Genomic DNA, 23,496 nt, shown 5'->3' with positions numbered 1-23,496 from the left:
ATCTTCACCATTAATCTAGGTTTTACATCTACAAAACGGTGAAATAAGTACGAATAGTATAAAAATAGAAGCTGATTGCCATTAATTTCTCTTGTCTTCGCCCCAAAGTAATTTTTTGCGAAGTGTTTTTAAGAATGTCTCGCCAGGAATCTCGACCATATTGATCTTAAAATCTGTTTTTTTGATGGTGATGACCGATTCGTTTTTAACCGAGGTTATTCTAGAATCCAAAGAAACCAGGTAGTGGCTTTCTCTACCGCTCACTTTTAATTTAATCTCAGTATCATCTGCAATTACAAGCGGTCTCGTTGTTAAATTATGTGGTGCAATTGCAGTTATAATTAAACTCTCTACGGTTGGCGTTAATATGGGGCCACCGCAACTTAATGAATACCCAGTAGATCCAGTTGGAGTAGAAATAATGAGTCCGTCTGCCCAATACGAATTTAAAAATTCGTCGTTTAAGTAGGTGTCAACTGTAATCATCGACGTTGTGTCTTTACGGCTTACGGTAACTTCATTCATAGCAAAATTCATGGCGTCTATCGCCTCGTTTCTAGGCTCACAATCGATACTTAACAAAGTTCGTTGCGAAAAGGTATATTTTTTATCAGTTACAAATTGTAAAAAGGAGGAAATATTTTCCTTAGAAACACTTGCTAGAAACCCAAGTCTACCTGCATTTATTCCTAATATTGGCACGCCAGAATCGCGTACAAAAGTTGCGGCACGCAAAAGTGTTCCGTCGCCACCAATACTAATCAACATTTCGTAAGTAGAGTCCAATCCTGTTTCAATCGAAAAAGTTTGGTACTCTTTGGTAATTAGTTTCTTTTCATAAAGCATTTTTAAAAAATTTTCTTCAATGACCATTTCAGTATTATTGGTATTAAAGAAAACAAAAATGTCCTTTATAATAGGCTCGGTGCTGTTTTGGTAATATTGTCCGTAGATAGCGACTTTCATTCGTTTGAATTAGGTAATGATAAAATTAAATTGATGGAAGATGCAGTACTCAAAGTTCGTTTAAATTCGTGCCTTATATATTAAGGTATTTGTCGAGGTAATCCGAGCGTTCTTTTAAGTTCTCAATGTAAGCGTCTTCTTGGTGTTCTGAGATGATTTCGTAATTGTAGCGTCTAAACGTCTGAATTATTTCGTTTATAGCACCCATGCTTATTTTAATAGTAATTTCAATACTGCTTGAGTCGGCATTAGAAATAAAAACGCCCAAAATCTTGGCATTGTTGCTTTCTACAATTTGCACGACTTCACTCATAGAATAATCTAGAATTGGTTTTTGAACCGTTATAATTCCGCCTTGCTCCTTTAAAAAGGGAGTTTCATGAAAGAATTTCATGATGTCTTCTATTTCATAATAACCAACGTAGTCGTTTTTCTCGTCTAAAATCGGAATCAAGTTTGTATGATTTCTAGCAAATACTTCTAAAACGTCCAGCCAAATCATGTTTTTTCGAGCAAAAAAGTGATCTAATGTATATTTGTAATCAATAACTTTTTTATCGCTGTCAAACGTTTCAATGTCATCAGCTGAAATACTACCAATGTAAATCCCTTCTTCTACCACCGGAAAATGCGAGAAATGCAATTCGGCCAAAAAATCCTGTACCGAAGCAATGGTTTCTTGACTGTTTATCGCTCTAAAATCGTTCGTAATATAATCATGGATATCTGTCATAAATCAATCGGCTTTATTTTATGCAAAATAATCAAAAATTAGCAAAAACTCCTACCTTTTACTTTGTATTTTTGCAGTTGCAACTATAGTTTGACTATAATTAATTTCTTTTTTATGACAAAGTTAAGTGTAAATATCAATAAAATAGCCACCCTTAGAAATGCGCGTGGCGGAAATGTACCCGATTTATTAAAGGTGGCCAGCGATATTCAAGATTTTGGTGCGCAAGGAATCACCATTCACCCGCGTCCAGACGAGAGACATGTACGCTACCAAGACGCCCGTGATCTAAAAGCGTTGGTGCATACCGAGTACAATATTGAGGGAAATCCCCAACATAATTTTATTGATTTAGTTTTAGAATGTAAGCCCGATCAAGTTACTTTGGTTCCCGATGCCATTGGCGCATTGACGTCTAATGCGGGTTGGGATACCATTAAATACCAAGATTATTTGACCGAAATGATTCAAGAATTTCAACGAAACGGAATCCGTACTTCGATTTTCGTAGATCCAGAATTAGAAATGATTGAAGGAGCTAAGAAAACAGGAACTGATAGAATTGAATTGTATACCGAATCTTTCGCGCACCAATATGGTTTGGGAAACCAAAAAGGAATCGATCCCTACATTGCTGCCGCTATTCGTGCCAATGAATTGGGTTTAGGAATCAATGCAGGACATGATTTAAGTCTAGATAATATTCAGTTTTTTAAAGAAAACATTCCTGGTTTATTAGAAGTTTCCATTGGTCACGCCCTTATTTCCGAAGCACTTTATCTGGGCTTAGAAAATGTGGTTAATATGTATTTAAGAAAATTAAAATAAAGTAATTAGGACATTCCCCGCAGAAAAAGCGGGTCGGGCTATCCGTTCCCGCTTTTTTGGTCGGGCAAAAAAAGCCCAACCAAAAAGAGCTCCTCTGCTATCCCTAATGCAAAACAGTAGCTTAAAAATTGTTTTTTTTCTTGTATTTAATGTAGTATTCATAATGTTAAAAGCAGTTTAAAATTATTACTTTAGCCGTTTTCTTCTAAAATTCAAGCATTGAGACTACTTATTCTTTTTTTATTGTTTTCTTTTTCGAGCGTATTTTCGCAATCTAAATTTAAAATTTCAGGAAATATAAAATCTGTTGAAAACACCAATATAGTTGGCGCTTCAGTTTCACTAAAATCCGAAGATAAGAGTTCCTTCGCGATGAGCGATTCTTTAGGCAACTTCACAATAAATGCTGTTTCAGATACAATTACCCTCAACATTCAACATTTTGATTACACAGACAAAAAAGTACCGTTTTATCTACAAAAAGACACAACACTTTTCGTTGTGCTACAAAATAGTGCGGCTTACTTAAACGAAGTTATTGTCGAAAATAGTAAAAAAAGAGCTTTCGAAAACGGTACTGCAGGAAAGTTAAACTTTAATGTAAAAGAGTTTTCTTTAGTACCAACATTATCAGGAACCACAGATATAATCAAGTTATTACAACTTACTCCAGGAGTTCAAAATTCAGGAGACGCCAACGGTTATTTATATGTAAGAGGTGGTGATCCTGGGCACAATGCTATTTTATACGGAGAAACACCCATTTACGGAATGTCACATCTTTTAGGTGTTTTTCCTTTTTACAACGCCGATCACATTCAACAAGTGGAGTTTGATAAATCTAGTTCTAATGCAAAATATGGAGGCAGATTAAGTTCTACCACGGTTCTAAAAACAAACAAAAAACTGCCTGAATACTTTCAGGTACAAGGAAATGTGGGTATTCTTGCTTCGCAATTAACGTTGTCGGTACCGGTTTCTACCAATACCGGTTTTTATATTTCAGGTCGAAAAACATACATTGATGAAGTCATTGCACCGCTATTAAAGAAGGACACTAAAAAGAATGATGTTCAAGGAATGAAGTACGGTTTCTCTGACGCCAATTTCACCTTTCTTTCTCAGTTTTCAAAAAATAATTTATTGGCAGTTACTGCCTTTGCAAGCGCTGATGAATTAAAGATTAAAGATTCTAATTTAAACTTAAAGAGCAGCCTACGATGGAGCAACTTTGCGGTTTCGCCGTCTTTAACGTCTACTATTTCTCCAGCTGTAAGCATGTCCAATGCATTTTATTTTACGCAGTATTCTAACGACTTGAGTATGAATCAAGCCACAGTAGAAATGGGAGTTTCCTCTTATGTAAAAGATTTCGGATTTAATAATTCAATTAAATATGCTGTAAAAGGCATTCCATTAGAGTCTGGTTTTCAATATGTATACCATTATGTACTGCCGCAAAACATTGCTGTAGACAATTTAAATAGTGCGGTTACTATTGACGAAAATAGTGCAATCAAATCCAGTGAAGCGGCTGTTTTTATAACGGTCAAACCTACTTTATTAAAGAATGTAACTGCTGAGTTCGGTTTTCGAATTAATTATTACGCAGCAGTTTCAGACGTATCGTATTTGCATTTTCAACCGCGTGTAATTTTCAATTTTAAGCGAAGTGATTCGTATTCTTTCTACGCTGCTTACAACAGACAAAATCAATATTTAAGCCTAATTACGACTTCGAGCGTTGGTATTCCGACTGATTTTTGGATCGCGACTTCGGGCGGAATTAAACCGCAAGTTTCAGATGAATTTTCTTTGGGATCAACGCAGCTAATTTCAAATAAAATAACCTCTTCCTTTGGAGCTTTTTATCGTTCCATGAAAAATTTATTGGAATATCCATACGGTGTTACTCAATTTAATGAAGTCACTTCTTTTAAAGAAGATTTGTTGGTTGGAACGGGTAAAGCGTACGGATTTGAGTTTATGGTTCGAAAAAATAGCGGTAAGTTTACGGGTTGGTTGAGCTATACGTTAAGCTGGTCTGATCGTACTTTTGAAGAACTCAACAACGGAAAAACGTACTTTTCAAAATACGACAGACGTCATAATTTGTCTGTCGTAGGTATGTATGATTTGAATGCAAAATGGAATTTTGGTATCACTCAAATTCTCAGTTCGGGCAATCGTTTTACTATGCCAACGTCTTGGTACTTTGTCAACAATAATCCAGTAAAAGAATATTCTGAATATAATAATGCGCAAATGCCAAATTATATAAGAACCGATTTATCTGTAAATTATTTTTTTATAAAAAGTGCCAAAAAGGAAAGCGCTTTAAATTTTTCGATATACAATACGTTCAATATAGAAAATCCAATATACGTCGTTTTAGGAGTAAATATCAATGACGATAAAAGCAGTGTAGTGGTTACTCCAGAGAAAAAAGTGTTGTACAAAATATTGCCCTCCATAAGTTGGAGGTTTAAATTTTAAAGTGATGAAAAAATATATTTTATTTCTAATAATTAGTTTTGTGTCGAGTTGCAGCAGTGATGATTTTAAGAGTGACTTAAAAAAGGAATCGAAGATTGTAGTAGAAGGCTGGATCGAGCAAAATGATTTTGCACAGGTATTGTTGTCGAGCAGTATTCCGATTACAGATGTAATTGATTCTACAAATGTTCTAAATCACGTCATTCGTTCAGCAAAAATCACTGTTTCAGATGGTGTAACATCTGAAGTTTTAAGGGTTAAGAACGATAAGAACAGAATTCCACCTTTTGTATATTATGGGTCTGTCCTTAAAGGAGAAGAAGGAAAACAATATTCATTAAAGATTGAATATTTAAATCGCATAGTGCAGGCACAAACTACAATTCCTAAAACAGTTCCGCTGCAAAGCGCAGCGTATATAAAAAAGAATGTTACCGACACTACAGGTTACGTGTTTATCCAATTTGACGACCCAAAAAATGAAAAAAATTACTATCAAGTAGCAACTAAAATTGAAGGTAAAGAACCAATTTTTGTTCCTGCATTTTACGGTAATTTAGACGATAAAAACTTTAAATCACAATCGGTTTCTGTGCAAGTGAACAGAGGAGTTTTGCTTTTTCCAAAAACAAAATTTCAACCTTATTTTGTTGATGGGAATTTAATTTATGTCAAGCTAAGAACGCAGAATAAAGAGGCTCTGGATTTTTGGAACAGCTGGCAGAACGAAATTGTAAACAGTAAAAATCCTATTTACCCTTCCAATACGAGCTTAAAATCGAACATTAAAGGCGGATTGGGTATTTGGGCAGGTTACGGACAAAGTACTCTTAGTATTCAAACACCAGCAAAAAAATAAAGCCGATTTGAATGATTTCAAATCGGCTTTAAATAGAATGTTTAAAAGCTATTATTTTGTTTCGAAAGCTTTAATGAATTCTTCAAATTTCGCTTCAAAATTTTCAAATCCTTTAGAGAAATAAGCGCTCATTTCTACTTCAGTACTGTCACCAAATTTTAGGTATAATTCTTCGTCGTAATTTTGTACAATAAATGATCCACCAGCACCATCGTTTGCCCAAATACCGCCGTTAGCATAGTAATTATCAGTAACCCAAACAGGAAGGTTAGCGTCATAGCTGTATCCTTTTTTCGAGCGTTGAACGATGTCAGCAATCTTTGTTCCATCTTTTTTAGAAACTAAAATCAATTTCATGTTTTTGTTGAAACTAGTAACAGTAGCTTGGCTGTGTTTTTCGTTGTATGCATTTTCAGCTGTATAATAAGCTTTGTAGTCAGCTTTAGGATCTTCGTAATTAGGATACTTAGGGTGAACTAAACTTTTTTCTAAAGCCGCATCATCTTTTGCAGCAGTAGCTAAATCCATATCAGCAACAATTACAAAATTGTCCATCAATTGAACTAAACCATTTGCGGTTCCTCTGTATTGCGTTAACTCTTCATCTGTAATTAATGCATCAATGTCTGCAGTGCTTCCAGCGTTAAATTTTATTAAGTTTTTACCATTAAATGTTAAGCTTGCATTTGCAGAAGTTTCAACATTTTTTTGACCGCTCATTTCCCAAGTATACCCATCATTTACGCTCATTTTATAGCTAAATTCAACTGGTACTTCGTTTTTACTTCCGTATTTCGCGGCTTGAGAAAAAATAGCTGCTTCTTTATTGTCAATTTTTAACGTTGCGTTAGAAGAAGTAGGTAAGAAGAAATGATCGTTTGTCTCTATGTTATTTTCCCAGTTATAGCTGTCGCTTATGTAGACTTTTACATCAGAAGAAGTGCTTTTGGCTGATAAAGTGGCATTGTTAGCTGTCTGAGTTTTTGTAGCTGGAAAAACAAATTGTAAGTCAGTTGTTGAAGCAGTTTTATTCCACTTTTGTTGTGCATTATTCCAGGTGTAGATACCGTATACGTCAGAAACATTTAAAACATCTTCAATTTGATTGTCATTCTTTCCGTTAAAAATGTCAACAGAACTAATATCTAACAGGCGTCCTAAGTTCTCTATAGCATCAACAGCACTAGAGCTTTTTGATTTGTCTAATTGAAGCAACATGTCGTTTGCTTCCGCTTCTAGTTTAATTTTTTGTTGATCTGGAGTTAAGTCTGAATACGGTTGTTTAACAATTGCTGCAATTTGTTCTGTTAAACTTTGGTTTTCATCTACAGTGCTTTCATCACTTGAACAAGAAATGGTAAGTTGCGAAAGTAGCACAGAAGCTAGTACAAATTTTTTAATCATGATTTGGAATTTAGGTTAAATTATTTATTTTAAAATACATACGAAAATAAGTATCGCTGTGATATTGATAAGAAAAACCGTAATATTTTTTTGCAAAAATGATGTTTATTTGTGGAATATGCAATACCTAGAATTAGTGATATTCTTTTAATGCTTTTAGTTTTTTACCTTTGTATGAATCGTCAAAAACAAATTCATAATGTTATATTCAAAAATAGAAGGTCAAGGACAACCTCTAATTATTCTACATGGTTTTTTAGGAATGTCTGACAATTGGAAAACTCTTGGTGTACAATATGCCGAAAATGGTTTTGAAGTGCATCTTTTAGACCTGCGCAATCACGGTCGTAGTTTGCATGCTGACGAATTTACTTATGAAGTAATGGTGCAAGATGTGGTTGAATATTGTGCTGAGAAAAATTTAGTTAAAATTGATGTGATCGGTCATTCGATGGGCGGAAAAGTAGCAATGTTACTAGCAGCTACACATTCTGACTTGGTCGAGAAGTTAATTGTTGCCGATATCGGGCCTAAATTTTATCCGCAGCACCATCAAGAAATTTTGGCAGGATTGAGCGCGGTAGATTTTTCAGCTCAACCAAGTCGTGCTGAGGTAGAAGATATTTTGACTCCTTATATTAAAGATGCAGGAACTCGTCAGTTTTTAATGAAAAGTTTGTATTGGAAATCGCCGGAGCAATTGGCTTTCCGATTTAATTTAGCTGTTTTTAACCAAAATTTAGAAGCTATAGGAAAGCCCTTAGCGAGTGATTTAATTTTTGATAAACCCACTTTGTTTATTCGTGGCGGTGCATCCAGCTATGTTTTAGATTCTGATTTTGAAATGATTCAGCAGCATTTTCCAAAAGTGGTAGTCGAAACAGTTCCAAAAGCTGGACATTGGTTGCATGCCGAAAACCCAAAACTTTTTTACGAGTTGTCTACTTCTTTTCTTCGACAATAAATTTAAATCAAAATTTCATTACTTTTATTCCAAATAAAAACAGACAATATGAATCTTTTACTTCGAATTTTAATCACGGCAGTTTTGGTCGTTTTATTAGCTAATTTTTTGCCGGGCGTACATGTTGTTAGCTACGGCACTGCGATTATTGTTGCAGTAGTTTTAGGATTACTGAATCTATTTTTTAAACCAATCATGGTTTTACTTACGTTACCTGTAACCATAATTACACTGGGATTGTTCTTATTGGTTATCAACGCCATAATAATATTGTTGTGCTCAGAAATTGTTGGCGGGTTTAGAGTGGACTCTTTTTTAATAGCCCTATTGTTTAGCGTTTGCTTATCGGTTTTACAATCTATTTTCTTTAAAATTATTGGAGACTAATCCTTTTAAATAGTTTTTAAAAGAGAGTTTAAATAGCTTTCTTATCAATATATTAAAAAGCTTGGTTGGGTTGCAAAAATTTTATAATTTTGCAACCCAATTTTATTATGTAAATTAAAGACGACGATGGATATTAAAAGAGTAGCAATAGACACTGTAAATGAAACAATTGTAATGACAGTTGTTCAAATGGATTACAAAGGTCAAGTAACAAAAAGATTAAACGAAAAAATGCCTTTAGCTACCGTAAAAGGTTTTAGAAAAGGACAAGTTCCTAAAGATCTTGTTGAAAAACAATACGGAAAAGGAATTAAAATCGAAGAAGTAAAAAAAGTAGTTGACTTGGCTTTGGAGCGTTTTGTTCAATCGGAGCGATTAAATCTTTTAGGAACTCCTATTGCTAAAGTAAACGAAAACTTTGATTGGGATGCTGAAGAATTAACTTTCGAATACGAAATTGGTTTAGTGCCAAACTTTGTAATCGATTTGGAAGCTAAAAATGATATCGTAAAATATATAGTTAAGGCAGACGATAAGTTAATCGACGGACAAATCGAGCGCATCCAAAAACAATTTGGAAAAGCAAATCCAGTTGAAAAAGTAACCGCTGATTCTGATATTACAGGAACTTTTGTAAACGAAGAAAAAGGAATCGAAAACAAAACGACATTTACATTGTCAGTTTTCAAAGATAAAAAAACAGCTGATTTATTTTTAGACAAAGAAGTTGGTGCTGTTGTTACGGTAAACACAAAAGGTTTATTTGAAGACGATCATCAATTAATGGATTATTTAAAAGTAGGTCATGATGACGTTCATGGTTTAGATGTTGATGTAGCTTTCACTATTGAAGCAATCAACGTTTCTGAACCAGCAGAATTAAATCAAGAATTGTTTGATAAATTATTTGGAGAAGGAAAAGTTGCTTCTTTAGAGGAATTGAAAACAAAAATTAAAGAAGATGCTGAAGTGCAATTTGCACAACAAGCAGATCAGAAGTTATTAATGGATGTTCAAGATTTCTTGATCGAGAACACTAAATTTGAATTACCATCTGAATTTCTTAAAAAATGGTTGCAAACTGTTGGAGAGAAAAAACTTTCTCCAGAAGAAGCAGAAGCAGAATATGCAAGATCTGAAAAAGGATTGCGTTTTCAACTAATTGAAGGAAAAGCAATGGCTGAAAGCAACATTCAAATTACTTTTGAAGATTTGAAAGAATTTACAACTGCAGCGATTAAACAACAAATGGCACAATTTGGACAAACAAATCCAACGGACGAAGAAGTTCAAGGAATTGTAGCTCGCGTTTTGTCGAACCAAGAGGAAGTAAAAAGAATGTCTGAGCAAGTTGTTGCTGCTAAATTGTTAGAGGTGTTTAAAGAAAAAGCAAATCCAACAACTAAAGAAGTAACCTATGATGAGTTTGTTGCAGCTTCTTACGGAGAATAAGTAAAGTCGGGATCTCGAAAGTCCTAAAGTTTAAAGTAAAGTATATTTTGTATCTAACTTGAAAGTTTTATGATTTTATTACAGATACCAAACAACTAAAAATAGTTATATTTGAGCGTCAAAAGAGTTTCTTTGACGCTCTTTTATTTTATTGCAAATAATACATTTACAAACGGTGTTCTTTAAATTTTCAACTTGAAGATTTTTACCTATAGAATAGGACATATTGACACAATTTATAAAGAGGTACGACCTTTGTAATGAAACAACTAAATATTAAAGTAAAACTTAGAAAAAATACATATGAACTACGGTAAAGAATTTAAAAAATTTGCAACGAAACACCAAGGAGTAAATGCATTGTATTACGATAAAATAGTTGGAGCAATGACGCCAACCAATATGACACCATATATTATTGAAGAACGTCAGTTGAATGTTTCGCAATTGGATGTTTTCTCTAGATTAATGATGGATAGAATTATCTTTTTAGGAACTGGAATTGACGATCAAATTGCTAATATAGTGCAAGCACAATTGTTGTTTTTAGAAAGTGCAGATGCATCCAAAGACATTCAGATTTACTTAAATTCACCTGGAGGAAGCGTTTACGCAGGTTTAGGGATTTATGATACCATGCAATACATCAAACCAGATGTAGCAACAATTTGTACAGGAATGGCAGCTTCTATGGGAGCGGTTTTATTGTGTGCAGGTGCGGCAGGAAAACGTTCAGCATTGCCACATTCAAGAGTAATGATTCACCAACCATCAGGCGGAGCACAAGGAGTTGCTACTGATATGGAAATCAACTTGCGTGAAATGTTGAAACTGAAAGATGAGTTGTATAACATTATTTCACATCATACAGGACAGACTTTTGAGAAAGTGCACCAAGACAGTGAGCGTGATTACTGGATGAAAGCAGACGAAGCAAAAGAATACGGAATGATTGATGAAGTGTTGAGAAGAGGATAAGATTTTAAGGTTCAGAGAGGAAGAGTTGGTAATTTTCAAAGTTAGCAACTAAGTCTTTTGAAGTTTATTATTCAGATTAAAAAAAGGAAGTTTCAAATGTTAGATTTTCAAAGGCTTTTAAGTGTCTGTGAAACTCTTGGACTTTGAACCTTTGCAACTTAAAAAAAAATGGCAAAAGTAGTATTAGAATGTTCGTTTTGTGGGAGAAAAAAGCCAGAAACTAATTTATTAATTGCGGGTATTAATGCACACATTTGTGATAAATGTATTGAGCAAGCCCACGGAATTGTTTTAGAAGAATTAAAATCTAGTGGAAGTTCTAAATTAGTTGGTGATTTAATTTTAAAGAAACCGAAAGAAATTAGAGCGTTTTTGGATCAATATGTAATTGGACAAGATCAAACTAAAAAAGTAATGTCAGTTGCCGTTTACAACCACTACAAACGTTTAATGCAACAGCAATTGGACGACGAAGTAGAGATTGAAAAAAGTAACATCATTATGGTAGGGCAAACTGGAACAGGCAAAACATTGGTGGCTAAAACTATCGCAAAAATGTTAGACGTTCCGTTGGCAATTGTTGACGCAACGGTATTGACAGAGGCGGGTTATGTTGGAGAAGATGTGGAAAGTATTTTGACACGTTTGCTTCAAGCAGCCGATTATGATGTAGCCAAAGCAGAACGCGGAATCGTATTTATTGATGAGATTGATAAAATTGCTCGTAAGAGTGATAATCCATCGATAACAAGAGACGTTTCTGGAGAAGGAGTACAACAAGCTTTATTGAAACTGTTGGAAGGAACAGTGGTTAATGTACCGCCAAAAGGAGGACGTAAACATCCAGATCAAAAATTTGTTGAGGTAAACACTCAGAATATATTGTTCATCGCTGGAGGTGCTTTTGATGGTATAGAGCGCATTATATCTAAACGATTGAACCGTCAGGCGGTGGGTTATTCTACTTCTAAAAATGCCGACAACATCGATAAAGATAATTTATTGCAATACATTATTCCAAAAGACATTAAGGACTTCGGATTAATTCCTGAGATTATTGGTCGTTTGCCAGTTTTAACGCACATGGATCCTTTGGATAGAGAAACGCTTCGTGCGATTCTTACGCAGCCTAAAAATGCGTTGATCAAGCAATATCAGAAGTTGTTCTCTATGGATGAGGTTGAATTTACAATTACGGATGAAGCATTAGATTTTATTGTGAGTAAAGCATTAGAATATAAATTGGGTGCCCGTGGATTGCGTTCTTTATGCGAAGCAATTTTAACCGATGCCATGTACGATTTACCAAGTTCTGAGGTTAAGAAATTAGAAATTGATGAAGAATACGCCAAAGAAACATTGAATAAAAATTTATTAAAAAGATTGGAAATTGCTTCATAAGTAATCGATCACTTTATAATTATAAAACCTGTTGGAGTAATCGAACAGGTTTTTTTTTGCCTATTTATTTCCTGTAAATGTAAAATTCCTATTCTAATTTAGAAGTGTGCTTAAATCTCACGAACTGAACTGACACTGTTAAAATAACTTATAAACGCGTGTGGTTTTTTATTTTTTCTATACAAATAAACAAAGATTAAGCTTTTTTATAAACAATAGATTACCGATTTTTGCGCTACTAAAATCAATAGACAAGTAATATGGTAGCGATGGATAAGGAAATTATTTTATTAAAAGTTTCGGGTCAAGATAAACCAGGTGTTACTGCCGGTTTAACTTCGGTATTGGCGACTTACAACGCTAATATTCTTGATATTGGCCAAGCCGATATTCATGATACATTGTCTCTCGGAATTTTATTTGAAATTGAAGCGGGTTCGTCTTCAGCACCTGTCTTAAAAGATTTACTTTTTAAAGGATATGAACTGGAAATCAAAGTAAAATTCATTCCAATTTCTATCGCCGATTACGAAACTTGGGTCAAAGGGCAATCGAAACAAAGATATATTATCAATATTTTGGGCGAACGATTAGCAGCTTCGCAACTGGCTGCAGTTACCAAAATAATGTCCGATCAGAAGCTAAATATAGACTCTATAAAAAGATTAACAGGCCGAGCATCTGTGGTAGAACACGAAGACTATCCACGTTCTTGTGTACAATTGTCGGTGTCTGGTGTCGTTACTGATAAAACAGTTTTAACAGCTAGTTTTATGGCTGTTTCTAGAGCTTTAGACGTAGATATTTCATTTCAAGAAGATAGTATTTACAGAAGAAACAGACGCTTAGTTTGCTTTGATATGGATTCGACTTTAATTCAGACTGAAGTTATTGATGAGTTGGCAGAACTGAATGGAGTAGGAGCTCAGGTTCGCGCCATAACCGAAGCAGCAATGAATGGCGAAATTGATTTTAAAGAAAGCTTTAGACAACGCATGGCTCTGCTCGAAGGACTAAGTGAAGAAGTTTTGCAAAATGTTGCAGAAAATTTACCAATTACTAAAGGCGCTCGTCGTTTGATGAAAGCCTTAAAATACTACGGATATAAAACTGCGATCTTATCAGGTGGATTCACTTATTTCGGTAATTATTTGCAAAAAGAATTGGGTTTCGATTACGTACATGCAAATCAATTGGAGATCAAAGACGGAAAACTAACAGGTAATTATTTAGGAGAAATTGTAGACGGTCAAAAGAAAGCCGAATATCTTCAAGCAATCGCCGATAAAGAAGGAATTCACATCAACCAAACCATTGCAGTAGGAGACGGCGCCAATGATTTACCAATGATTAATTTAGCAGGTCTAGGAATTGCTTTTCATGCAAAACCAACCGTAAAAGAAAGCGCTTCGACCTCTATTTCAAGTTTAGGATTAGATGGTGTTCTATATCTTTTGGGGTATCATGATCGTTACATCGACATGATGGAGTAGTACATTTCGTAGATTCAATTTAATCTGGATTTAATCAGTTACATAGCTCGTTTTATAGCTCGTTTTATAGCATGTCCCTGCGGGCCGGGCTGTCCATTTCAATCTTTTGTGCCGAACACCGGCACAAAAGGATTTTCATTGCTATCCCTCATGCAACGTAGTAGTAGATTCGGTTGTACTTCTTTAAAGATGTTTTTTAGGACAGGTAAGTAGCACGATTATATGGAAATCAAAAAAATTTTGTTCAAAATTAGATATTCAAAGTATTGTTGTAGTTCCAATAGTAGTCAAAATTTATCTTTCCGAAATATTACATTTCCTTCAACTGCTCCAAATAATCCCGTTGATTGGATAATCTCGGAATTTTATGTTGCCCACCCAATTTGTTGCGGTCTTTGAGCCAATCGTAAAATAAGTTTTCACGTGCAATATTTATCACCAAAGGATTTAGCGTCATATTGTTATACCGTTTGGCTTCGTAATCAGAGTTTAAGGTTTGCAAAGAATCATCTAAAGCCTTTTGAAATTGATTGATGTCCAACGGTTTTTTCTTGAATTCGATAATCCATTCATGCGCACCTTTTTCTTTGTCTTGCATGAAAATTGGAGCAACGGTGTAATCAATCACTTCGGTTTGTGTCAACATACAAGCTTTGGCAATTGCTTGATCGGTATTCTCGACCATTAGTTCTTCGCCAAAAACATTAATGTGGTGTTTGGTTCGACCAGTAACCCTAATGCGATACGGGTCTAAAGACGTAAATCGAACCGTGTCACCAATTAAATAGCGCCACAAACCAGAATTGGTGGTAATTACGATTGCATAATTTTTATTTAATTCTACTTCCGCAAGTCGAATGGCTTTTTGCTCCAATGTTCCAAAAGTATCCATTGGAATAAATTCGTAAAAAATGCCGTAATCCAACATCAACAATAAATCACTTGAATTATTTAAATCCTGAATGGCGAAAAAACCTTCGGATGCATTATAAATTTCATAATACTTAAAATCTTTTTTAGGAAGAATTTTTTTGTATTGCTCGCGATAGGGTGAAAAATTCACGCCACCGTGAAAATAGACTTCCAGATTTGGCCAAATGTCAAGTAAATTATCTTTTCCAGCACTTTCTAGCACACGGTTTAATAAAACCAACATCCACGAAGGAACTCCAGCAAAACTAGTTACATTTTCATTTCGTGTCTCACTAATAATAGCAGCAATCTTCGATTCCCACTCGCTCATTAACGATGTTTTATTGCTTGGTGTACTGCTAAATTCTGCCCACATGGGCATATTCTCAATCAGAATGGCCGATAAATCTCCGAAATGCGAGTTATTGTCTTCGTAAATCTGTGAACTTCCACCCAAACGCAAACTTTTGCCTAAAAATAGTTGCGAATCTTCGTTATTGTTCAAATACAAGCACAGCAAATCTTTACTGCCTTTGTAGTGGCAATCTTCTAAAGCTTCATTGCTTACGGGGATAAATTTGCTTTTAGCGTTTGTCGTTCCACTTGACTTGGCGAACCATTTTATAGGGCTTTCCCAAAAAACATTTTGCTCGCCCAAACGAGTACGTTCAATCAACGGCTGCAATTCTTCGTACGTAGAAATAGGAACTCTTTCGGTAAACGTTTGATACGATTTTATGGTAGAAAATTCATATTGCTTGCCAACAACGGTATGTTCCGAAGTTCTAATTAAGTCCAATAAAAGTTCTTCTTGAACTTCATTTGGATATTTTAAAAAAAGTTCAATTTGATGAATTCTTTGTTTAAGAACCCACGAAGCAAACGAATTAATTATTGGTAAGGGCATGAATACATTCGGGTTTTAGATTATAGATTTTTAATTCCCGAATCTTACTATCGTAGCAAAAGTCGAATATTTAAAATTTGAATATCCTTGTACAAAAGACTAAATTTGTCTTTATACCAAAAATAGTGTTTTTTTGCAAAATACAATTTTTTATTTACGCTAAAAATCCCGTTAGTGTGTACTATAAGACTGGAACTAGCATAAAGTCACAAACGCAATCTTAAACTCAAATTTACATGCAATACCAAGGTGTTCTTACCAAAATGCAAACCGAAATAGGAAGCCCAATTCAATATTATCTGGTTTTTGAAGACAGTTTTATAAATATGAACCAGTTGTTGAACAAGGAAATCGAAATCAATTTTTTGGGTTACGAATGCTTGAGTTGTCATAAAAAAAAGAAGATTTTTAGACAAGGATTTTGTTACGACTGTTTTTATAGTAGTCCTGCTGTTGGCGATTGGATCATCAGACCAGAATTAAGTACTGCGCATTTGGGTATTGCTGATCGTGATCTAGATTATGAGACTAAAGTACAGCTGCAACCGCACATTGTTTATTTGGCTCTATCGAGCGAAATAAAAGTTGGAGTGACTAGAACCACACAAATGCCAACACGATGGATTGATCAAGGTGCCTGTCAGGCTATTGCCGTTGTTGAGGTTCCTAACAGATATTTAGCAGGAATTACCGAGGTGGCCTTAAAAAACCATTATGCGGATAAAACCAATTGGCGAAAAATGCTGAAAAATGATTTTGAATGTTGCGATTTAGTTGCCGAAAAAGCAAAAGTGGAGTCTTTAATACCAAGCGAAGCTCAGGAATATTTTTACGGTGAGAAAAATGACTTGTACGAAATGGAATATCCAGTAGTAGAGTATCCAAAAAAAGTAGCGAGTTTGAGTTTAGAGAAAACGCCGTATTTTAAAGGTAAGTTGATGGGAATAAAAGGGCAATATTTAATATTTGAAAACGGAACAGTTTTTAATGTTCGTGGATCTGAAGGCTACGTGATAACGCTCGATGTATAGCATCAAACACGTATCTTTTCCTTTTCAAATTAAGAGTCTATCAACGGTCGAAAATAATAATTTATCGCTGATCCGATAATTTAGAACATAAAAAAGCCTGATTGCGCAAACAATCAGGCTTTTTGGTATAGGGATGTAAAAATTATTTTTTCTTTTTAAATAGACCGTTTAATAGTTCATTCGCTTTTGCTTTAACCTCTTCGGTTTTTTGCTCTTTCTCTGTAGGCGGCGTTGCAGTAGAATCTTTTGGTTTTGTATTCTTAGTTAAGAAGTCGTTAACCAATGCATTTCCTTTCTCTTTTAATTTCTCTTTTTGTTGATTAGCCAACTGTGTCGTTAAATTGGTAATTGCAGTTTTGGTGTCTACAGCTACTTTTGGACTAGAGAAATCGCCTGTAATAATTGCATTTATTGGAATGTTTTGTAGTTTTTCTTGATCAGCCGGTGACATTTTAGATAAGAACGCAGCTGCTTCCTTTCCTAAATATTTGGCAGGAACATCAAATTTAATATTGTAATTCATCGTTTGATCGAAACCGTGAGTTCCTCCAATCGTTGCTTTTATATCTTGGTATTTAATGTCGAACGGTTGTACGTTTACTTTTCCATTATCAAATGTCACTCCTAGTTTTAAATCATTTAAATTCAGCTTAGTTAAATCGATGAAGCCAATTTTAGAATCTAAAGCGCTTAACAAAGTAGAACTTTTGGCATTGACAGTAGTAGAAAGCAATTGACCTAATAGATCTCCTGAAATTGACTTCAAATCTGGTGTCAACTCCTTAGCATCCAAATTACCGTGTACTTTTACATTCGAATTTAATTTTCCGTTGATAATTCCGGCCAATGGAGCAATTTTTTTAAACATATCCAATTGCGTAAAAGTTTGTGCAATATCGACCTGATTAAAACCTAAATCCATTACAAAAGTCGGTACTTTCTCTTTAGTAGAAACCGAACCATTCACGCCTATTTTTCCTCCAAAGATCGAAGTGGTAAAATTCTCTAATAATGCCTTTTCATCTTTGACAATTAATTTTCCTGATACGTCTTTCAATTTTAAATTGTCGTATAAAACAATATTGGCTTTTGCCGAAATGGTGCAGTTTAAAAAAGCAGGTATCTTCATGGCGTCTGAAGGTTTAGCTGCTTTGGTCTCGGTTGCTGGCTCGCCAGCAGTCATGAAATCGTCTACTGCCAACTGGTTCGAACTCATATTGAAGTTTCCTTTTAGCTCTTGTTTTTTAAACATAAATCCGTAAAAATTCTCTAAAACTCCCGTAATACTTAAATCACTTTTACCAGTAGTTGCATCAAATTGTTGCAAATCAATTCGGCTAGGATTAAATTGTACTAAAGCGGTTTTAATCGCCATCGATTTGTTGTTTTCGTCCGTGTATTTAAAACCAGATACGCTCATCGTTCCTGCATTTTTAATATTTTCGTATTGACTTTTTTCTACCGAAGCCATATCAAAATTAGTGGTCACATCTGCTTTTAAAATTCCGCTCAATGGCTTGTCTAATTTAATAGGATACGCTTGCGAAAGATGGGCTAAATTGATAGTTCCTTTTAATGCTGCATCAACAATAGGATTCTCTGTAATATTCTTGATTGTAGCTTTTGCGTTAAAAACGTCTTGATCAATTCTAAATGACAACTGATTTAAATTCACATAGGTGTCGTTTAAAACACCAGTTTCGTTGATGATTTTAGTGTCAATTACGATATTTTGAACTGATTTCGGCAAGCTCGGATATTGAAAAGAAGCATTGTTGGAAGCAATAGCTACGTTAAATTTAGGAACCGTAGTATCTGACAACAAGCCTTTTGCATAACCAGCCACTGTAAAGTCTCCTGTAGTTTTTACGTCTTTTAAACTAGCAGAATAAGCAGACGGAATTAAACCTAGAAAATTAGTAAACGAAGACGTTGGAGTCTTAAACTTCAAGTTGTATTCTTGTCCAGCGTCGACCATTTGAATAAAGCCATCAAATTCTAACGGCAATTGGTTAATCAACGCTTTGTTTTCTTTAAAGGTATATTTACTTTGGTCCAAATCAATTCCTAAAACAGCGTCTAAGGTCAACGCTACCTTTTTCATATAATTAATTTTGTCCAGATCTAGCGAAACATAAGCAGTCGATTGTGTTTTTAAATCAAGCTTAGAGTTTGTAAAATCGCCAGTTCCTTTGTGATTTAGACTGTCTATAACAAGTTCTATTTTAGAAGATTCATCGTAATAACGAAACTTAAAATTCTCAATTTTATAATCCTGAATCTTTAAAGCCATCGGGTTTCCAGCTTGTTTGTCTTCGGTCTGTGGCTGGTCTTTTAAGGCAATATCATAATTACCAACACCATCTTTATTGAATAAAATATTGATATAGCCGTTTTTGGAATCAATTGCTTGAATGTTTATCGGTTCATCTTTTGCTTTAAAAAGTTCTTTGATGCTCATCTGTAAATTCAATTCACCCAAAGAAACAAGCGTGTCTCCCTCAAATGGAGCTTTGTTGACAATAGCTAATTTTTGAATGGTCACCGTAGCATTGGGAAAGTCTGAAAACAAACTTAAATCGGCATCCGCAAAATTGACGTGAGCGTCTAGATTTTTATTGATGGTTTCAGCTATTTTCAATTTAATCGTATCCTGAAAAAAATACGGAATGGCAAATAAAGCGCCTACAATCAGTGCGAAAATAATTCCTATCGCAATTGCAATTTTCTTAAACATAATTCTTTTTTTGGGGTTATAATTTGTTTTTTTAGAACGAATGCTGCAAAAATAACGTATTCATTTGTAGAAAATTAAAATATTTTCACAATATCTTATGTGCTATAGTTTTATCCGAAGTATGAATGCGAAAAAAAAGACAGCTCGTCACAAATTTTTTAAAGGAAGAGTGTAAGTTATCCAAGACCAAACCTTTTTCTATTTGTATGTACGTTGTACTACGTCAAAAACACTTTACACCAGTCGTAAAACTTTTGGTTACCGTCGCATTACAGTAAGAGTTCCTAACGGTAGAGAGTTCTTGGTAGTTAAATAGGTTATCTATAATAGGATCAAATTGTTCTTACGTTTAATTTTGACAGTACATTCATTTCCATAGAAACGCAATAAAAAATCCGTTTGAAATTACTCTCAAACGGATTTTAATGTAGTTTTTTTTCAAACTGCTGTAATTATTTTTTTATTGAATGATAATTTCAAAAGGCATCAAGGCTTGAACACCTTTCATTTGCTGGCTTTTTTTAATTTGCTCTAAAAGCATGTAGTTTTCTGCACCAATTTCTTCCTTGATAAAAGCTTCTTTTGATTTTGCAAAAGGCAATCCGCTCAACAAATCATTAAGATTTTTTTTGTATTCTGGAAAGTTTTGCGTGCTGTAGTTTTTAGTTTTTCCCAATTTAGCTGCTTCTGCAATAGCATCATTTAGACCGCCAATTTGATCTACTAAACCAATTTTTAGCGCTTCAGAACCAGACCAAACACGACCCTGTGCGATCGCATCAACTTGATCAAAATTCATTTTTCTTCCTTCCGCTACACGAGTTACAAAAGTCTTGTAAATGTGCTCTACACTTTCTAAAGTTACAGCGGCGAATTTTTCGTCAAGTGGTACAAACGGACTATAATTTGCCGAATTTTCGTGTGTTTTTACTTGTTGTGTGTGTACTCCAACTCTCGTTGCTAATGCAGTGAAGTTGGGTAATACTCCAAAAACTCCAATAGAACCAGTAATCGTGTTTTTTTCAGCAAAGATTTTATTAGCATTACAAGCAATATAATAACCGCCAGAAGCCGCGTAATTTCCCATAGAAACGACTACAGGTTTTACTTTTTTAGTCAATTCGATTTCTCTCCAGATCAAATCAGAAGTTAAAGCACTTCCACCAGGACTATTAATGCGCAATACAATTGCTTTAATTTTTTTATCCTTGGCTGCTTCTTGCAAAGAACGACGCATCGAACCTTCTCCAATTGTATTTACGTCTCCTTCTCCACTACCAATTTCGCCTTGTGCATAAATGATTGCAATTTGATCTTCTGCATCTTTGTCAAGCGAGGTTGTTAATATATTGTGCGTGTAATCTTCAATAGAAATTTTATTGTAATCTTCATCAGCTTTTACTTTTAAAGCTTTTTTAATGTCATTGTGATATACATCTTCGTAAGCAATAATGTCAACTAATTTTTCTGCTTTTGCCATTTCGGGCGTGCGGGCTAAAAGTCCGTTGGCAATTTCGTTAAGTCTAGTTGTAGATACTTTTCTGCTGGTCGAAATATCAGCCACAATTACATCCCAAACCGAATTCAATAATGCGGTAGTCTGCTCTCTGTTTGCATCGCTCATTTCGTTTTGAAGAAAAGGTTCTACAGCACTTTTGTATTTTCCGTGTCGAATCACTTCCATATGAATGCCTGATTTTTCTTGCAAATCTTTAAAGAACATCAATTCAGACGAAAGTCCTTTAAAATCCATATCTCCCACAGGATTTATGTATATTTTATCGGCAACCGAATTTAAATAATATTCTTTTTGAGAATATGTATTTGCATAAGCCATTACAAATTTTCCAGATTTTTTAAATTCATTTAAGGCAGTACGAACTTCTTTGGCCTGTGCCATTCCTAAAGATGATTCATCGTTTAAGATCGAAATTCCTTTGATTTTTTCATCCTTTTCTGCCGCTTTTATCGCATTAATTACATCAGTTAATCCGATTGTTTTTTGTTCCGAAAAAATTGTAACCCATGGGTCTTCGTATTTACCGGCGTAATCATCACTAATTTTTTTAAGATCTAGCTCGATAACCGAATCACTTTTAAGTGTAACCTTATCAGAGCCGCCAAGCAATGCAGCAATAAAAACAATCCCGAAAAATGCAATCATTAGAAAGACAAAAATTCCGATAATCGTTGCTAAAACGTTTCCTAAAAACTTCATAGTATTTATTTTTATATATAAGTATTCAAAAAGAGCACTTCGTTACAAAAATAAGTAAAAGTTAATTTTATTAGCACTTATAAATCTGTAAAATAAATGGTGTTATTTTGTTTCATACTGAAAATTGTTTTATGTCCAAAGCTGTACCTGTCGGCTTTTGTTTTTTTGTTATTGATGCAAGCACAGTTCTATTAAAGTTTTGTATGAAATAAATACAAACAATAATAAATATTATAGGAGTGAGGTTGCATTTGTTGGGACTTTGGAGTTCGTTGATAATGATAATGTCGAGACATATTACAATTTTTCAACGAATTACACCACTGTCGCTAACTGTATTAATGAAGAAGTAAAATCTAATCTTCGGCCGCATAAAGATATATTTAAGGAAAAATTTGAGCATGATAAATTATTTTGGGAAAGTCAAAATCAGTTGCCGCTGACAATAAAGCTGAAACAGTTTTTAAAAAGTGTGGAGTTGAAAGAAGGGATAAAAAAGTATACAATATTATTGGTGATTTTTAATTTTTTTTGAAGCACTTTAGACAAAAGATCTAAATTAGATTTACTTACTTTGTGTTTAATTATGAAAGCACAACATCAAGTCGTTTTATCACTCGGAAGCAATCAAGGCAATCGCCTTGAAATTATAAAAGAATGCATAGCCAATATTCATCAAGAAGTTGGAACGGTTATAAAGGTTTCGAAGGTTTACGAAACTCCATCTTGGGGTTTTGAAAGTGACGCTTTTTACAATTGTGCGGTAGTTTTACATACATTTGATTCGGCTAAGACAATCTTAAAACAAATCTTAAAGGTCGAAAAAAAGTTAGGCCGTGTTCGAAAGGAAATGCTCGGTTATCAAGCTCGCATTATTGATATTGATTTGATTATTTTTGATGAAGAAATCATTCAGACCGAAAAATTGCATGTACCGCATCCATTGATGCAAAACCGAATGTTTGTTTTAAAACCGATCTTAGATTTAGATTTAAATTGGAAACATCCGATACTAAATCAAACAATTTCAGAATTAATTCATAATTGTACCGATGAGAGTTCTTGTATTGCGGTCAACACTGTAGAGGAGCCTTTACAGGAAATACGCTTAAATAATTTTAACTATATTGCTTTTGAAGGAAATATTGGAGCAGGAAAAACAACTTTAGTGCACAAGTTATCTGAAGATTTTAATGCCAAAATAGTATCTGAACGTTTTGCAGACAATCCTTTTTTACCGAAATTTTATAAAGATCCCAATCGATATGCTTTTCCGCTAGAGATGTCTTTTCTTGCCGATCGATACAAGCAATTGTCGGATGATTTGGCACAATTTGATTTGTTTAAAGATTTTATAATTGCCGATTATCACATTTTTAAATCGCTGATATTTGCGAATATTACGTTGACGGAAGATGAAAATCGTTTGTATCGAAGTTTGTTCGATATCATCGCCAAAGAAATGCCGAAGCCCGATTTGTATGTGTATTTATACCAAAATACGGAACGTTTACTGCAAAATATTAAAAAAAGAGGGCGCAGTTACGAGCAAAATATCGAAGCCGATTATTTGGATAAAATAAATACCGGCTATTTAGAATTTATAAAGTCGCAGACCAATTTAAACGTATTGCTCATTGATGTTTCCGACTTGGACTTTGTTAAAAATCACAACGATTATTTATTTATACTCGAAAAACTAAAATCAGCTTTGGTTTAAATCTTTAGTA

The 23,496-nt window shown here is 34.3% G+C and carries 17 protein-coding genes; 11 read left to right on the top strand and 6 right to left on the bottom strand.

Annotated elements, in window-relative coordinates:
- Positions 1-81 precede the first annotated feature (81 nt).
- Both AP058_RS11625 and AP058_RS11620 read right to left on the bottom strand, forming a co-directional pair.
- The gene (locus tag AP058_RS11625; RefSeq protein WP_066310794.1) at positions 82-966 is read right to left on the bottom strand and encodes an NAD kinase; all 885 of its coding nucleotides are present in this window, start codon (positions 964-966) and stop codon (positions 82-84) included.
- A 73-nt stretch (positions 967-1,039) separates the two neighbouring features.
- Complete coding sequence (locus AP058_RS11620) at positions 1,040-1,699, bottom strand: CBS domain-containing protein (protein ID WP_066310791.1); 660 nt, start codon at positions 1,697-1,699, stop codon at positions 1,040-1,042.
- 114 nt (positions 1,700-1,813) lie between these two features.
- On the opposite strand from AP058_RS11620, the gene AP058_RS11615 reads away from it, so the two are divergent.
- The 3 genes from AP058_RS11615 to AP058_RS11605 all read left to right on the top strand — a co-directional run bounded on the left by AP058_RS11615 (position 1,814) and on the right by AP058_RS11605 (position 5,882).
- A complete protein-coding gene (locus tag AP058_RS11615; RefSeq protein ID WP_066310786.1) occupies positions 1,814-2,527 on the top strand; it encodes a pyridoxine 5'-phosphate synthase in 714 nt (237 codons plus the stop codon).
- A gap of 219 nt (positions 2,528-2,746) precedes the next feature.
- Positions 2,747-5,023, top strand: coding sequence for a carboxypeptidase-like regulatory domain-containing protein (locus tag AP058_RS11610; protein WP_066310783.1), 2,277 nt, complete (start codon positions 2,747-2,749; stop codon positions 5,021-5,023).
- A gap of 4 nt (positions 5,024-5,027) precedes the next feature.
- Positions 5,028-5,882: a DUF4249 domain-containing protein gene (locus AP058_RS11605; protein ID WP_066310781.1), complete on the top strand. Its 855-nt coding sequence runs from the start codon at positions 5,028-5,030 to the stop codon at positions 5,880-5,882.
- Between the two features lie 51 nt (positions 5,883-5,933).
- Here the strand turns inward: AP058_RS11605 and AP058_RS11600 are convergent, their stop codons facing one another.
- Entirely contained in the window at positions 5,934-7,286 is a 1,353-nt protein-coding gene (locus AP058_RS11600) for a hypothetical protein (protein WP_066310779.1), read from the bottom strand.
- Positions 7,287-7,485: 199 nt separating this feature from the next.
- Between AP058_RS11600 and AP058_RS11595 the strand changes: the two genes are divergently transcribed.
- The 6 genes from AP058_RS11595 to serB all read left to right on the top strand — a co-directional run bounded on the left by AP058_RS11595 (position 7,486) and on the right by serB (position 13,961).
- Positions 7,486-8,250 (top strand): alpha/beta fold hydrolase, encoded by a 765-nt coding sequence (locus AP058_RS11595; protein WP_066310778.1) that lies wholly within the window; start codon positions 7,486-7,488, stop codon positions 8,248-8,250.
- A 48-nt stretch (positions 8,251-8,298) separates the two neighbouring features.
- Positions 8,299-8,637, top strand: coding sequence for a phage holin family protein (locus AP058_RS11590; protein ID WP_066310771.1), 339 nt, complete (start codon positions 8,299-8,301; stop codon positions 8,635-8,637).
- 126 nt (positions 8,638-8,763) lie between these two features.
- Positions 8,764-10,089, top strand: coding sequence for a trigger factor (locus tag AP058_RS11585; RefSeq protein ID WP_066310770.1), 1,326 nt, complete (start codon positions 8,764-8,766; stop codon positions 10,087-10,089).
- A 303-nt stretch (positions 10,090-10,392) separates the two neighbouring features.
- Positions 10,393-11,067: an ATP-dependent Clp endopeptidase proteolytic subunit ClpP gene (clpP, locus tag AP058_RS11580; RefSeq protein WP_066310769.1), complete on the top strand. Its 675-nt coding sequence runs from the start codon at positions 10,393-10,395 to the stop codon at positions 11,065-11,067.
- Positions 11,068-11,235: 168 nt separating this feature from the next.
- Positions 11,236-12,468 carry an ATP-dependent Clp protease ATP-binding subunit ClpX gene (gene clpX, locus AP058_RS11575; RefSeq protein ID WP_066310768.1) on the top strand — a complete coding sequence of 411 codons (1,233 nt, stop codon included), beginning with the start codon at positions 11,236-11,238 and terminating at the stop codon, positions 12,466-12,468.
- A gap of 260 nt (positions 12,469-12,728) precedes the next feature.
- Positions 12,729-13,961, top strand: coding sequence for a phosphoserine phosphatase SerB (gene serB, locus AP058_RS11570; RefSeq protein WP_066310766.1), 1,233 nt, complete (start codon positions 12,729-12,731; stop codon positions 13,959-13,961).
- A gap of 310 nt (positions 13,962-14,271) precedes the next feature.
- On the opposite strand, the gene AP058_RS11565 is transcribed toward serB, so the two are convergent.
- Positions 14,272-15,780 carry a GH3 auxin-responsive promoter family protein gene (locus tag AP058_RS11565; RefSeq protein ID WP_066310764.1) on the bottom strand — a complete coding sequence of 503 codons (1,509 nt, stop codon included), beginning with the start codon at positions 15,778-15,780 and terminating at the stop codon, positions 14,272-14,274.
- Between the two features lie 236 nt (positions 15,781-16,016).
- Here AP058_RS11565 and AP058_RS11560 point away from each other — a divergent pair, with 236 nt between their 5' ends.
- Entirely contained in the window at positions 16,017-16,811 is a 795-nt protein-coding gene (locus AP058_RS11560; RefSeq protein ID WP_066310762.1) for a DUF2797 domain-containing protein, read from the top strand.
- 142 nt (positions 16,812-16,953) lie between these two features.
- Here the strand turns inward: AP058_RS11560 and AP058_RS11555 are convergent, their stop codons facing one another.
- Together AP058_RS11555 and sppA are read right to left on the bottom strand one after the other, a co-directional pair.
- Positions 16,954-19,548 (bottom strand): AsmA family protein, encoded by a 2,595-nt coding sequence (locus AP058_RS11555; protein ID WP_066310760.1) that lies wholly within the window; start codon positions 19,546-19,548, stop codon positions 16,954-16,956.
- A 460-nt stretch (positions 19,549-20,008) separates the two neighbouring features.
- A complete protein-coding gene (sppA, locus tag AP058_RS11550; protein WP_066310756.1) occupies positions 20,009-21,766 on the bottom strand; it encodes a signal peptide peptidase SppA in 1,758 nt (585 codons plus the stop codon).
- Positions 21,767-22,352: 586 nt separating this feature from the next.
- On the opposite strand from sppA, the gene folK reads away from it, so the two are divergent.
- Positions 22,353-23,486: a 2-amino-4-hydroxy-6-hydroxymethyldihydropteridine diphosphokinase gene (folK, locus tag AP058_RS11540; protein WP_066310745.1), complete on the top strand. Its 1,134-nt coding sequence runs from the start codon at positions 22,353-22,355 to the stop codon at positions 23,484-23,486.
- Positions 23,487-23,496 lie beyond the last annotated feature (10 nt).

Origin of the sequence: Flavobacterium sp. TAB 87, from assembly GCF_001529295.1 — a bacterium.
In the GTDB taxonomy this organism is placed as follows: domain Bacteria; phylum Bacteroidota; class Bacteroidia; order Flavobacteriales; family Flavobacteriaceae; genus Flavobacterium.
This window is presented reverse-complemented; position numbering and strand designations above follow the sequence as displayed.